General features: G+C 47.8%; 13 protein-coding genes. 6 read left to right on the forward strand and 7 right to left on the reverse strand.

The window, feature by feature from the left end; translation table 11 throughout:
- Positions 1-55 precede the first annotated feature (55 nt).
- Together ACTRXF_RS10930 and ACTRXF_RS10935 are read right to left on the reverse strand one after the other, a co-directional pair.
- Complete coding sequence (locus tag ACTRXF_RS10930; RefSeq protein ID WP_474262942.1) at positions 56-1660, reverse strand: putative polysaccharide biosynthesis protein; 1605 nt, start codon at positions 1658-1660, stop codon at positions 56-58.
- Positions 1661-1807: 147 nt separating this feature from the next.
- Entirely contained in the window at positions 1808-2212 is a 405-nt protein-coding gene (locus ACTRXF_RS10935) for a secondary thiamine-phosphate synthase enzyme YjbQ (RefSeq protein ID WP_474262940.1), read from the reverse strand.
- A 131-nt stretch (positions 2213-2343) separates the two neighbouring features.
- Between ACTRXF_RS10935 and ACTRXF_RS10940 the strand changes: the two genes are divergently transcribed.
- Complete coding sequence (locus tag ACTRXF_RS10940; RefSeq protein WP_474262938.1) at positions 2344-3639, forward strand: BaiN/RdsA family NAD(P)/FAD-dependent oxidoreductase; 1296 nt, start codon at positions 2344-2346, stop codon at positions 3637-3639.
- Between the two features lie 22 nt (positions 3640-3661).
- Here the strand turns inward: ACTRXF_RS10940 and leuS are convergent, their stop codons facing one another.
- A complete protein-coding gene (gene leuS, locus ACTRXF_RS10945; protein WP_474262936.1) occupies positions 3662-6082 on the reverse strand; it encodes a leucine--tRNA ligase in 2421 nt (806 codons plus the stop codon).
- 366 nt (positions 6083-6448) lie between these two features.
- On the opposite strand from leuS, the gene mnmL reads away from it, so the two are divergent.
- The 3 genes from mnmL to ACTRXF_RS10960 are packed head-to-tail and all read left to right on the forward strand — an operon-like array spanning position 6449 to position 8619.
- Entirely contained in the window at positions 6449-7417 is a 969-nt protein-coding gene (gene mnmL, locus ACTRXF_RS10950; RefSeq protein ID WP_022795021.1) for a tRNA modification radical SAM protein MnmL/YtqA, read from the forward strand.
- Positions 7414-8049, forward strand: coding sequence for a tRNA 5-(aminomethyl)-2-thiouridylate-methyltransferase MnmM (gene mnmM / locus ACTRXF_RS10955; protein WP_474262934.1), 636 nt, complete (start codon positions 7414-7416; stop codon positions 8047-8049). Before mnmL ends, mnmM begins: the two co-directional genes overlap by 4 nt.
- A gap of 6 nt (positions 8050-8055) precedes the next feature.
- Positions 8056-8619, forward strand: coding sequence for a beta-class carbonic anhydrase (locus ACTRXF_RS10960; RefSeq protein WP_091616611.1), 564 nt, complete (start codon positions 8056-8058; stop codon positions 8617-8619).
- A gap of 42 nt (positions 8620-8661) precedes the next feature.
- Here ACTRXF_RS10960 and ACTRXF_RS10965 read toward each other — a convergent pair whose 3' ends face one another.
- Entirely contained in the window at positions 8662-9720 is a 1059-nt protein-coding gene (locus ACTRXF_RS10965; protein WP_474262931.1) for a tetraprenyl-beta-curcumene synthase family protein, read from the reverse strand.
- Positions 9721-9752: 32 nt separating this feature from the next.
- A complete protein-coding gene (locus ACTRXF_RS10970; RefSeq protein WP_474262929.1) occupies positions 9753-10529 on the reverse strand; it encodes a lysophospholipase in 777 nt (258 codons plus the stop codon).
- Positions 10530-10652: 123 nt separating this feature from the next.
- Here ACTRXF_RS10970 and ACTRXF_RS10975 point away from each other — a divergent pair, with 123 nt between their 5' ends.
- Positions 10653-11174 (forward strand): gamma carbonic anhydrase, encoded by a 522-nt coding sequence (locus ACTRXF_RS10975; protein ID WP_322526227.1) that lies wholly within the window; start codon positions 10653-10655, stop codon positions 11172-11174.
- A 16-nt stretch (positions 11175-11190) separates the two neighbouring features.
- On the opposite strand, the gene ACTRXF_RS10980 is transcribed toward ACTRXF_RS10975, so the two are convergent.
- Positions 11191-11316: a hypothetical protein gene (locus ACTRXF_RS10980; protein WP_281241116.1), complete on the reverse strand. Its 126-nt coding sequence runs from the start codon at positions 11314-11316 to the stop codon at positions 11191-11193.
- Positions 11317-11490: 174 nt separating this feature from the next.
- On the opposite strand from ACTRXF_RS10980, the gene ACTRXF_RS10985 reads away from it, so the two are divergent.
- A complete protein-coding gene (locus ACTRXF_RS10985; protein ID WP_474263001.1) occupies positions 11491-12390 on the forward strand; it encodes a helix-turn-helix domain-containing protein in 900 nt (299 codons plus the stop codon).
- Positions 12391-12437: 47 nt separating this feature from the next.
- On the opposite strand, the gene ACTRXF_RS10990 is transcribed toward ACTRXF_RS10985, so the two are convergent.
- On the reverse strand, positions 12438-13082 hold the full coding sequence (locus ACTRXF_RS10990; RefSeq protein WP_474262924.1) for a FusB/FusC family EF-G-binding protein: 645 nt from the start codon (positions 13080-13082) through the stop codon (positions 12438-12440).
- Positions 13083-13120 lie beyond the last annotated feature (38 nt).

Here is a 13120-nt window from a genome sequence, read left to right on the forward strand (position 1 = left end):
ATTAATTATATCACCATACCTGCCTGAACAAAAGATTAGAAAGCAGCAGTTTTATCTATGCCGAAAAGCGTTTTCCAAGTACTTTTTCCGCCAGGCCGCTTTTCATGGCAAGGGCCATAAACAGCACACCACCGACAACAACACTGATGATTTCCACCATAAATAAATCCACCCAGCCGCTTCCTGCAAATAAAACTTCCATGCCGTTTCTTGTAATTAAGACGCCAACGCCCATTACTGCAGATAGAAGAACTACTGTACCTGCCCGGCGCGAGACGCCTCCGAAATGAAAACCGGTAAACTTCGCAATCGCCCAGGCGTTAAATATTACTCCACATGTAAATCCAATAATCGTGCTGTAAATTCCACCGACCGGTCCAAGAAGCAAAAGAAGTACATACGCACTGATAATTTTCACCAGTAAACCCAGCAGCAGGGAGGCAATGGCATATTTCTGGCGGTTGATTCCCTGCAGCACTGCTGCACTCACCGAGAAAAGGGAGAAAACGATCGCCGCATACGCATAATGCTGCAGCACGTAGCTGCCTATTTCCAGTGACTCTGTTCCAAACAGCACACCAAATGTTGGCCTTGCAAGCAGCGACAGTCCAACCGCGGCAGGCACCGATAAAAACAAAATCACCTGGTACGTCTGCGTAATCTGGCGCTGAAGCAGATCCTGATCATTGCCTGTAAAGGATTTTGTGATGGTTGGGATAAGGGTGATTGACATTGCGGTGGCTATTGCTACCGGTATGAGAATCAGCTTATGTGAAGACCCTGCGAACGCTCCGTAGGCGGTCTGAATCTGCCCGGACGTCCAATCACCGGTCTGCTCCAACGCCCGGGTAAAGGTGAACATGTCCACCATCTGAAACAGTGGAATGGCCAGTCCGACGAGGGACAACGGCAGAGCGTACCGGATAAGTTCACTGTACATGCTTGTTAACGGAAGATCACTCGACACCGTGCTTCCAGCCTGTTCCCGCTGCAAAAAGCGCTGTCTTTTTTTCCAGTAAAAAATCAGTACGGCCATGCTGGCCAGCCCACCGACAAACGCACCGAAGGTGGCAAAGCCAATAGCTGTTCCAAGATTTCCATCGACAGCATACAGAATAAACAAAGCCATAGCCAAAATGAATACGATACGGACAACCTGCTCTATAACCTGGGAAACCGCTGTAGGCCCCATCGACTGGTGGCCCTGAAAAAACCCCCTCATGATTGCCATCGTCGGAATTATCATTAAAGCAAAGCTGACCATGCGGATCGTAAATACAATATCATCTGACGTAAAAGCTTCACTCGAATCAAATGATATTAAATTTACGATAAGCGGAGCACCGAAAAATAAAATAAGGAACGCGGCAATCCCGGTCAGAGTCATAAAAAAAAGACCCGACTTAAACAACCTTCGGCCTGTTTCAAAATCCCCCATCGCATTATATTTGGATACAAATTTTGACATAGCCATTGGTATCCCAAGCGTAGCTACACTAAGCATTAATGTGTACGGCTGGTAGCCGTATTGATAAAGCGCGATCCCCTGCTGGCCAACCATGGCTGCGAAAGGAAATATGTAAATCATTCCTAAAAATTTTGAAATAAACGTTGCTATGCTTAAAAGAAGCGTTCCCCGCAAAAATTTTGAATCAGACATTCTTATGTTCAGCTCCATCGTGTAATCGTCTTTTGCTTTCTATGCGAATTTTACCATACTATTTTCCATTCTGGCGTCCCTTTGCCTGAAAATTAATACCGGAGGCAAAAGAAAGCGCCCGTTCTGGATAAACGGGCGTGCTTTTTATTATACGTCACTTAATCCTTTAATATAAAACGTTCGCTTTCGAGGACCGTCAAATTCACAAAAATAGATGCCCTGCCATGTCCCCAGCACGAGCTCTCCCTGCTCTACAATGATCGTCTGCTGCGTCCCCACCGTACTTGCTTTTAAGTGTGAAGCAGAGTTTCCCTCGGCATGCCGATATTTTTCATGCTCCCAGGGATACACTTCATCGAGACGCATGAGCATATCACGCTGGACGTTTGGATCAGCGTTTTCATTTACAGTAATTCCGGCCGTCGTATGCGGGGAATAGACGATCACCGCCCCGTGGTCGAGCCCCTCCTCCTTCACATACGTACGGATCTTCTCGGTAACATCTATCATTTCTGCATGTTCATTTGTAGATAGTTCAAGCTTTCGCAGCATTGGAGCCGCCTCCTTTATCCTTGTGTAAAAATAAATTTTCTCTTATGATACAATACAGCTATTATAACCGATTACGAAGCATTTTAATCTTCATGAGCTATGCTTCGCACTCGTAAGGAGAGAATGAATAAATGACGAACGTCATTGTTATCGGCGGCGGCCCTGCAGGATTAATGGCCTCGGTTGCTGCCGCAGAGCACGGCGCCGATGTTACATTAATAGATAAGGGATCCAAGCTTGGAAGAAAGCTCGCCATTTCCGGCGGCGGCCGCTGCAACGTCACGAACCGCATGGAACGAAAAGAGCTGATCGAACACATTCCCGGTAACGGCAAATTTATGCACAGCCCGTTTTCCATCTTTGATAATGAAAATATTATCCGCTTTTTCGAAAATCTTGGTATCGACCTGAAGGAAGAAGACATGGGCCGAATGTTTCCTATTAACGATAAAGCTATTACTGTCGTAAATACGCTGCTTGAGGAAATGGAACGGCTCGGGGTCCAGACACGAACCAATACCAAAGTCGCTTCCATCGATTACGGCGATACCCAGGTCCAGGGGCTTTATTTAGAGGACGGCACCTACCTTCAGGCTGACCGCGTTATTATTGCTTCCGGAGGCAAGTCCGTGCCCAAAACCGGTTCCACTGGGGATGGCTATCCCTGGGCGGAGGCGGCCGGGCATACAATTACGGAGCTGTATCCGACGGAGGTGCCTATTACTTCTCCCGCCGCTTATATCCAGGACCGCACGCTTCAGGGAATTTCGCTTTCCGGCGTTGCCCTTACTGTTTACCGGCCGGGCGGCAAAGCTATTAAAACCCATACCGGTGACATGATTTTCACCCATTTTGGTGTTTCCGGACCAATCGGACTGAGATGCAGCCAGTATGTGGTGAAAGCCTTAAGAAAATACAAAGCTGATCAGATAGAGCTCAGCCTTTCCCTATATCCCGAGGAAAATCATGAATCCATGTTTCAGCGCCTTGTCTCGCTGAAAAAAACTCATGAAGCAAAAACGGTTAAAAATGCCCTGAAGGGTCTTACCACGGAACGACTGCTGATGTTTTTCCTGCAGGAAGCAGGTATTTCCAGCACCATGATCATCGGTGAGGCAGCGAATAAAAAACTGCGTGCCCTTGCTCTCTTTTTTACCGATTTTCGTTTTCCGGCAGATGGAACGCTTTCCATCGAAGAAGCATTTGTAACCGGCGGCGGGGTGTCCATCAAAGAAGTGTTTCCAAAACGGCTTGAATCCAGGCTGAAAAGCGGATTATTTTTCTGCGGGGAAATTTTAGACATTCACGGCTACACTGGCGGCTTTAACATCACCTGTGCCTTCTCCACCGGCTATATCGCTGGAAAATCGGCATCCGAGCAGCTAACTGCGCAATCCGAAACGCCTCCTTCCTATTCAAAAAGCTGACCGCTCATGCGGCCAGCTTTTTTTAATTAGCTACAATGTTTACAAGCTTCCCTGGAATGGCAATGACTTTTCGCACTGTCTTCCCTTCAAGCTCCTGCACAATCTTTTCCTGTTCCATGGCCGTTGATTCAAGGTCCTTCTCGTCAGCATCTCTTGGGACAACTGCTTTTGCCCGGAGCTTCCCGTTAACCTGAATGATTATTTCAACTTCCTCTTCAATAAGCATTTGCTCATCGTGTACTGGCCAGTTGCTTCGTGAAATCGAACGCTCCTCCCCGAGACGGCTCCACAGCTCTTCGGACAGGTGAGGAGCGATAGCGCTCAACAGCTGCAGAAACCCTTTTAATTCCTGTTTCGGCAGTGTCTCCTGCTTGTTCGCTTCGTTGACAAAGACCATCAGCTGACTGATACCGGTATTAAACCGCAGTTCAGTGAATTCTTCGGTGACCTTTTTCACCGTCTGATGATACGTACGTGCAAACGATTCCGATGCTTCCTCCTCCCGAATCTCCGGACGGATAGAGCCTTCGTCGGTTACAATTAAGCGCCAGACCCGGTCCAGGAAACGTCTCGCTCCGTCCAGGCCGCTGTTGGACCAGGCAATTGAAGCGTCAAGCGGGCCCATGAACATTTCATACAACCGCAGCGTATCTGCCCCGTGGGTACGAATAATTTCATCCGGGTTCACGACATTCCCTTTTGATTTACTCATTTTTTCATTGTTTTCCCCGAGAATCATTCCCTGGTTGTACAGCCGCTGGAACGGCTCTTTTGTAGGTACTACTCCGATATCATATAAAAACTTGTGCCAAAACCGTGCGTACAGCAGATGAAGCACTGCGTGTTCCGCGCCGCCGATATATAAATCAACCGGCAGCCATTTCTCAAGCGCTTCTTTGGAAGCAAGCTCTTCATCGTTATCCGGATCAGCAAAACGCAGGAAGTACCAGCAGCTGCCGGCCCACTGCGGCATAGTGTTTGTTTCCCGGCGTCCCTTCATGCCTGTTTCCGGGTCAGTGACCTCCAGCCATTCCGTATTGGTGGCAAGCGGCGATTCGCCGGTGCCTGAAGGACGGAACTCATCCATTTCCGGAAGCTCGAGCGGCAGTTCTTCTTTCGGAAGCGTCGTCATCGAACCGTCCTCCCAGTGAATAACCGGAATCGGCTCTCCCCAGTACCGTTGGCGGCTGAAGAGCCAGTCACGCAGACGGTAGGTTGTTTTTTTCCGGCCAATATCTTTTTCTTCAAGCCATTCGAGCATTTTTCCAATAGCTTCGTCTTTATATAAACCGTTCAGAAACTCGGACCTTACGTGCGGTCCGTCCTCAGTATACGCTTCTTTGGATGTGTCTCCGCCTTCAACTACCTCCACAATCGGAAGATCAAATGTTTTCGCAAATTCGTAGTCCCGCTCATCATGCGCTGGCACAGCCATAATCGCTCCACTGCCGTATGTAGCGAGAACGTAATCAGCAATCCAGATCGGCATTTGTTCACCATTCACCGGGTTGATCGCGTAGGAGCCTGTAAATACGCCGGATTTTTCCTTTTGCAGCTCTGTGCGTTCAAGATCACTTTTCATAGCTGCCTCGTGCTGGTACTTCTCTACAGCTTCCTTCTGCTCCGGCGCAGTAATTTCCTCTACATACTCATGCTCCGGGGCAAACACACAGTAGGTCGCACCGAACAATGTATCCGGACGGGTCGTAAATACATCAAACGAAAGATCCTTCCCTTCAACGTGAAAGGTCAGCTCTGCTCCTTCCGAACGGCCGATCCAGTTGCGCTGCATTTCTTTAATGCTGTCCGGCCAGTCCAGGCCGTCCAGGTCTTCAAGCAGACGATCAGCATAGGCTGTAATCTTGAGCATCCACTGCTTCATCGGCCGGCGTTCCACTGGATGTCCGCCGCGCTCACTTTTCCCATCGATCACTTCTTCATTGGCGAGAACTGTTCCAAGCGCCGGGCACCAGTTGACTGGCACTTCGTCAATGTACGCGAGACCGTGTTCATAAAGCTTTGTAAAAATCCACTGAGTCCATTTGTAGTAATCGGGGTCTGTCGTGTTAATTTCTCTCGCCCAGTCATAGGAGAATCCCAGTTCCTTAATTTGGCGTTTGAAATTGGCAATGTTTGCCTGGGTGAATTCCCGCGGATTTTTCCCGGTATCGAGTGCAAATTGCTCCGCCGGAAGGCCAAAAGCGTCCCAGCCCATCGGATGCAGCACATCGTAGCCCTGCATGCGTTTCATTCTTGAGGTGATGTCTGTTGCTGTGTAGCCTTCGGGGTGGCCTACGTGCAGGCCGGCTCCGGAAGGATAAGGAAACATATCCAGTGCATAATATTTCGGGGCGCCGGTATCTGCGTTGGATACGGCAAAGATTTCATTTTCCTCCCAGTATGACTGCCATTTAGGTTCTATCTGTTGGTGGGGATATGCCATGATTGTCGTTCCTCCTTTAAATAGTTGGAGCATCTGTACTGATTTTATCTGTAAAAAAAGCCTCTCTCCCAGCTGGAAAGCAGGGACGAGAGGCTTAAATTCCACGAAACAAACGGCGGGACGCGCACACGCCACTCAAGTGCGTTTCCGACTCTGACGCTTCGCTCACCCGTTTTCGTCAAGCGTCTGCTGGGTGCATAACGATAAACAAAGTACGCCGATATTCAATACTTGATATTTTATGAATTTATCCCCCTGCTGTCAAGCCTTTCTACGTGGTTCTTTTCCTTTGCACTTTGGGAATACAGGCAAAACATGCTAAAATAAGAAAGAATATTTTATGCACGATGGAAGGAGAGGCTCTTCATGAGCTCGGAATTATCTAACGAACAGCCGCTTGTCTGGGGAGAGAAGCGGTATCATACATGGAATCATCATTTAAAGGAATCATTCGGCCATAAAATCTTTAAAGTACCGCTCGACGGTGGATTTGACTGCCCAAACCGTGACGGAAATGTCGCCCACGGCGGCTGCACGTTCTGTTCTGCGGCAGGATCCGGGGATTTTGCCGGCAACCGTGCCGACGATGTGGTGACCCAGTTTCATGAAATTAAAGACCGTATGCACAAGAAATGGAAAAACGGAAAATACATTGGTTATTTCCAGGCATTCAGCAATACTTACGCCCCTGTTGAAGAACTGCGGGAAATGTACGAAGCAGTACTCGCCCAGGATAACGTCGTTGGTCTTTCCATTGCGACGCGCCCGGACTGCCTCCCGGACGATGTAGTCGAATACTTGGCCGAGTTGAATGAACGCACCTACCTGTGGGTCGAGCTCGGGCTGCAGACAGTGCATGAAACGACTGCTGAAACAATCAACCGGGCTCACGACTTTGAGTGCTATAAAGAAGGCGTCGACAAGCTCCGCAAGCATAACATCCGCGTATGCTCCCATATTATTAACGGCCTTCCACAGGAGGACCATCAAATGATGATGGAAACGGCCCAGGCCGTGGCTGACCTGGACGTTCAGGGTATTAAAATTCATCTGCTCCACCTGCTGAAAAAGACACCGATGGTCAAGCAGTATGAAAAAGGAATGGTGGAGTTTCTCGGCCGGGATGAGTACGTCAGTCTTGTCGTGGATCAGCTCGAAATTCTGCCGCCTGATATGCTCATTCACCGCATCACCGGTGACGGGCCGACCGAGCTTCTTATCGGACCGATGTGGAGCGTGAACAAGTTTGAAGTACTAAATGAAATTCATAAAGAACAGGTTCGCAGACACAGCTGGCAGGGAAAATATTATCAGCCTGCCCCGGCAGCTTTATGACTCTGCCGAAAGCCGTGGCTTTCGCCCATTGGATGATTGCACAAAATATCCGTCCCGGGGACACTGTAATTGATGCCACTTGTGGAAATGGCGGGGATACCGCCTTTCTTGCAGACGCGGTGTCTCCTTCCGGACATGTGCATGCCTTTGACATTCAAAGCGAAGCCATCCAGGCTACATACGCACGATTACAAAAGAAAAGCCTGGAGCCATACGTCACGCTGCATCACTGCAGTCATGAATACGCAGCGTCTCTGCTCACTGATGAGGAAAAAACCAGCATCCGTGCAGCCGTTTTTAACCTCGGTTATCTGCCGGGGAGCGATAAACAGATTGTGACGTCTGCTTCTTCTACAACTGCAGCGGTTCTTTCTTATCTTCATACGTTCCCGTCAGGCGTTCCGGTTATCGTGGTCATTTACCACGGCCACCCGGGAGGAAATGCAGAACGTACAGCCGTTGAGAACCTTGCTGCTGAATTTTCGGAAGACGAAGTACGGGTGCTGCGGTACAGCCTGGAATTTCAGGAAAAGACGCCCCCCTATGTGTTAACCTTTGAAAAAACAGCAGAAGAAACTCCTTATTTATCCAAATTAGTTCAAGCTTATTCACATATATCTACGAAGGGATGATGAATCATGTCAGAAGTGGTGAAATCTATTTTAGAGCACAATCAGCAGTTTGTTCAAAACAAAGAATATGAAGCTTTTCAAACGGATAAATTCCCAAATAAGCGTATCGTCGTTTTAACGTGTATGGATACCCGGCTCATTGAACTGCTCCCTAAAGCTATGGGCATCCAGAATGGGGATGCAAAGCTGATCCGTAACGCCGGGGCAATGATTACGGATCCATATGATAGTATTACCCGCAGTATTCTGGTTGCCTTATACGAATTAAAAGCAGAAGAGGTTCTGATCGTCGGACATTACGGATGCGGCATGACTGGTCTTCAGGCCGGCCAGGTGCTTGAAAAAGCGTACGACCGCGGAGTTTCATCCGATGCAGAGGCAGTGATGCATGCTGAGGGAGTCTCCGTGCACGAATGGCTGCGCGGCTTTTCGGATGTGGAGGACAATGTGCATCAATCGGTCCAGGTTATGAGAAATCATCCGCTTCTCCCACCGGGAACCCCAGTGCACGGCCTTGTTATTTCCCCGGAGACCGGAGAACTGACGTCGCTTGATACGGCTGATATGTAAAGAAGAACCGCCTTTTCTTTTTCGGAAGAGGCGGTTCTTTGTTTATATTTTTTTCCGGTACATCCACGAGTTCCAATAGTAAATAAGCGAGGTGATGCCGCCAAAGCGGAGCAGGTGCTTTGCCTGCTGCTTCATTGTTTCATTTGCCTGTACTTTTTCGTCGGACAAATAAATGGAGAGAAGACCTTTGTTTAGTTGTTTATGAAACCCGGCCTCCGGCAGCTTGGCTACTTTTTTGTCGGCCTCGGACTTGAAAAATTCCAGTCGGGACATCATATGGCCGGCTGAGGCGTATTTTTCGGTGAAATTCAGAGAGCCCTGCTCCACGTCTTCCTCCTGATCAATAAAGTAATCAAGCAGAATGTGCATTCCCTGTACATAAGGAAAATGGGCTTCTTTAATCGATTTCGCCTGAAGCTCTGCAAGCGGCGAACGGGCAGCGTACCCGGCCAGTGCATAGATACCGAGCGTCGATCCGGACGCAGCGCAAAATTCATACCAGGCCATCGGCGGAATCCGGTCTTTAAAGTGCTCATAAAGCTCTATCAGCTTTGCTTCACGCTCATTGACATCAATATGCTTGTATATCTGCATCTCCCTGTAATACATGGACAGCTCCTCCATATACGGCTGAGCACCAGAAAGGCCCGGAAAGCTCTGCAGAGCAGACTGGCACGTTTCAACCAAGTCTTTTAAAAAGCCGCCGTCCCCGTCCCCTTTTTTCTTTTTAAGGTAATCCTGCTGACTGGCTCCGGGATCCAGGGCATGCTTCAAGGCTTCATGAATATCACGATAAAAGGTTACGCCCTCCTCCTGGCTCATATCACAGATACTATCCAAATAATCGCTGATATTTTGATAGGCTACAATAAAACGAAGTAACTCGCTCCGGATATGCTCCGGGGCAATCAATGCATAGAGCGATCCACCTTCGTAATGAAAGGTTTTTTCATCAATTGCTTCAAGCGCTGCCTGGCGGTATAAATTATCCGGGATCTGCTCTGCTTTCTGCTTCCATTCGCTTAAATACTGGCGGGCAGCCGGCAGGGTCTGCTTCACTCCGTAATACATAATAGTTGGTATAGACGTTGGTGCTGACATTTCAAAAGGCCTCCTTGATTGGCTGGTTCATATTAGGAATGCTGGTTCATAAAGTGAATGATATATCTTACTACTCGTTCCTGCTCCGGCTCATTTAATATTTCATGATAAAGATTATTCCATATTTTGATCGTCCGTTCAGATGTATGCAGCCGGTTGAACCAACGGACAGTCGCTTCTTTATCAACAATATAATCCTCTCCGGCCTGCATAACCAGAAGTGGAGTATCCGGAAAGCTTTCCGGCTGCGCCAGACTGATCCGCATTGACCGGATCATTTCCTGGTACCAGCGGACGGTGACCGTATCATTCACCAATTCATCCCTTTGGTATTCTGCTCTTGTTTCCGGATTTCTTGTTAGATACTCGGCCTGGATGCCGGTCCGGAGAGGTTTACCCGGCATAAGCCGGTGCGCCAGCCTCCCGGAGAGCTCCCGGATCCTGTTTGGATATTCGTATAATCCGAGTGCCGGAGAGGATAAAATAATTCCTTTCACTGGCATGTACCGCTCGGATACCGCCCGAATGACAATTAATCCTCCCATACTGTGCCCAAGCATAAAAATAGGCAGCTTAAAGGAAGCTGCTTCTCTGTACCATTCATATACTGTATCTGTGTATTCACGGAAGCTGTCTATATGTCCTCTTCGTCCTTCAGTTTCCCCATGTCCCGGCAGATCTCCGGTTATCACATGCAGATGCTGGCGCTTCAATACATGGATCAGCCATTCATACCGCCGGTAGTGTTCTCCTGATCCATGAACCAGCACAACAACTCCACGCGGGCGGTCCACTAATCTTTTTTCCACTATTATCGCCCCCTTTTTCCTCAATCCAGTACCCCGGGAAATATATCTTTCTTTATTTTACTATTATTTTTGCTACACTTGCATTAGAAATGCAGAATAAATTTCGGAAAGTGTGGGTTTTTTATGATTTATCCGTACAACAACCAGTACCCTTCCATTGCTCCCACTGTTTTTTTAGCAGATTTCACGGTCATCACTGGTGACGTTACCATCGGCGAAGAATCGAGCATTTGGTTTCACACCGTTATTCGCGGGGACGTAGCACCTACGCTGATTGGCAGCAGAGTCAATGTGCAGGATCAATGCCTGCTGCACCAAAGCCCGAAGCATCCTTTGATTATTGAAGACGACGTTACTGTCGGTCATCAGGTGATGCTTCATTCCGCCATTGTAAGAAAGAAGGCACTCATCGGCATGGGGTCTACAGTGCTTGACGGTGCAGAGATCGGTGAAGGAGCGTTCATCGGTGCCGGCAGCCTGGTCCCGCCCGGAAAAACGATTCCTGCCGGCGTACTTGCCTTTGGACGTCCGGCCAAAGTCGTTCGTGACCTCACTGAAGAGGACAAAGAAGACATGGAGCGTATCCGCCTCGAATATGTTGAGAAAGCCAAGCAGTATAAAGAAACAAGCCGCAGGCATCAATGATGTCCGCGGCTTGTTTTTAATATTGATGTGGGATGTCTCTCGTTATAATTTCACCTGCCACCGGCGCTGTCTGCTGAACCGGTGCAGCTGTTGCCATCATTATTACAATGAACGCAGCATACCATAAACCTGCCTTTTTCATTTCTTCACCTCTTTATTATATGTTCGTTTTAGTATATTCGAACTATAAAAAGAGTGTTTTCCGCTTCTGACTCCAAAATCGATCAATTTCCTAAGACTTTCCTCTTTTTTCTACAGATTTCTTCCCGTAAAATAATTATAGGAATATTTGAGAGATAGGGAGAGAACTATATTGATGGATTTTTCACGGGTGGGAAATAAAATACAGGAACTGCGAAAATACCGGGGCTACACACAAAAGGAGCTTGCCAAAGATATTTGTACCCAGGCGCAGATCAGTAAAATTGAGAAGGGGACCATCGTTCCATATTCAAGCACCATGTTTTATATTGCTGAACGGCTCGGAGCCAGCATGTATTACTTTTTTGAAGAAGCGTTAACAGACCGCAGCGACTACGTCCGCTCTGTATTCAGTATGCTTGAAACGTGCCGGTTCGAGCATGATTACGTTTCGATGCGGGAGCTTCTTTCCAGGGAGGAAGACAACCCCATTTTTAAAATCGGCTATTATGAGCAGTACATGCTTTGGCATAAAGCTATTTGCGCCTACGAACTGGACAAAGATCCGGAGCGGGCTCTCGAACTGGCTTCTTCTGCCCTCGATGCGTACCACAAAGGAATTTATACGGAACGTAAGGGTGAAATCATAAACGCCATGGCGATTATTTACAACCTTGAACACGAATACAAAAAAGCTGCGGACGTATGCCGGAAAGCTCTGCAGGACCATCAGAGCCTGGTGCACCCGGAGAATAAATACATTGAATTAAAGCTGACATATACTTTAACTAAAGCGCTGACCTATCAGGGTGCTTACCAGCAATCCATCGACTGGTGTTCAAAGGGAATCAACCGCTGCATTGACCTTCAGAACAGCTACGTTTTAGGGGAACTGCTTTATCAGCGGGGACAAAACCTTCTGGTGCTGGGATTTGATGAATCCGCTCTTCAGGACTGGGATCAGGCGTGTTCCATCTTTGATACGATGAAGCAAATCGGCCTCGCAGACCACATCCGTCAGGAAATCGACGATTATACCAGAGACGGGACCATTCATCTGCATACACTGCAATAATATATAAAAGCCGGGGGAAACGTTCCTTACCCCGGCTTTTATAGTATTTACTTTTTCAAATGGTACATGAACGTTTCAAGCTGCCGGAGATCCGTAATATTTTCATTGCACCTGCGACTGTCCTGGCAGATATAGTTGCCCCGGCTCGTATATGTTTCTTTTCCGGCCTTCACTACTGCCATAAAAAGCCCTGTCTCCTCCTGTTTGCTGCAGATCGTACAGATCCCTTTTCCAGGAGTATTCCGAAATGTCCCAAACACGCCCGTCAATCTCCTCTGATCCGTAGTAATAATATATTTTCGTTCTGCGCGGATGTCATTCCAGCCCAGATAAGATATATTTTTCAGTTCCTCATCTTCCAATGATGGCATTGTCAGCTTTTTCGCCTTTGGAAACAGCTTTTTAATCCGTTCTACAGTTACAGCCGGGAATGGAACAACATACATTTTCAACTCACCGAGCATCTGCTCTGCCTGAGTGCTGTCCTCTACATAAAGAATCTTTTCTAACAGGCGTTCCTGCTCATCGTTCATCGAATGAAAGCTGTTAATAATTTGATCAAAGGCACTGTGCTTTAATGCACTGATTACATCAGCATCTTTTACTGTAGCGTGCGCATGGGCGAATTTCCATACATGCTCTTTAATAAAATTAAACTGATCATTGCGCAAAAATGGTTCAATTTGAATCATTTACCCATTCCTCATTTCAGTATAGTAAGCTTCCGTTT

It is taken from the genome of Marinococcus sp. LNHM3E3-2.2, assembly GCF_056034385.1.

Excerpts from the sequence above, each read along its gene's own strand:
- ACTRXF_RS10930 (WP_474262942.1), bottom strand. The coding sequence starts at position 1,660 with ATGTCTGATTCAAAATTTTTGCGGGGAACGCTTCTTTTAAGCATAGCA.
- ACTRXF_RS10935 (WP_474262940.1), bottom strand. The coding sequence starts at position 2,212 with ATGCTGCGAAAGCTTGAACTATCTACAAATGAACATGCAGAAATGATA.
- ACTRXF_RS10940 (WP_474262938.1), top strand. The coding sequence starts at position 2,344 with ATGACGAACGTCATTGTTATCGGCGGCGGCCCTGCAGGATTAATGGCC.
- leuS (WP_474262936.1), bottom strand. The coding sequence starts at position 6,082 with ATGGCATATCCCCACCAACAGATAGAACCTAAATGGCAGTCATACTGG.
- mnmL (WP_022795021.1), top strand. The coding sequence starts at position 6,449 with ATGAGCTCGGAATTATCTAACGAACAGCCGCTTGTCTGGGGAGAGAAG.
- mnmM (WP_474262934.1), top strand. The coding sequence starts at position 7,414 with ATGACTCTGCCGAAAGCCGTGGCTTTCGCCCATTGGATGATTGCACAA.
- ACTRXF_RS10960 (WP_091616611.1), top strand. The coding sequence starts at position 8,056 with ATGTCAGAAGTGGTGAAATCTATTTTAGAGCACAATCAGCAGTTTGTT.
- ACTRXF_RS10965 (WP_474262931.1), bottom strand. The coding sequence starts at position 9,720 with ATGTCAGCACCAACGTCTATACCAACTATTATGTATTACGGAGTGAAG.
- ACTRXF_RS10975 (WP_322526227.1), top strand. The coding sequence starts at position 10,653 with ATGATTTATCCGTACAACAACCAGTACCCTTCCATTGCTCCCACTGTT.
- ACTRXF_RS10980 (WP_281241116.1), bottom strand. The coding sequence starts at position 11,316 with ATGAAAAAGGCAGGTTTATGGTATGCTGCGTTCATTGTAATAATGATG.
- ACTRXF_RS10985 (WP_474263001.1), top strand. The coding sequence starts at position 11,491 with ATGGATTTTTCACGGGTGGGAAATAAAATACAGGAACTGCGAAAATAC.
- ACTRXF_RS10990 (WP_474262924.1), bottom strand. The coding sequence starts at position 13,082 with ATGATTCAAATTGAACCATTTTTGCGCAATGATCAGTTTAATTTTATT.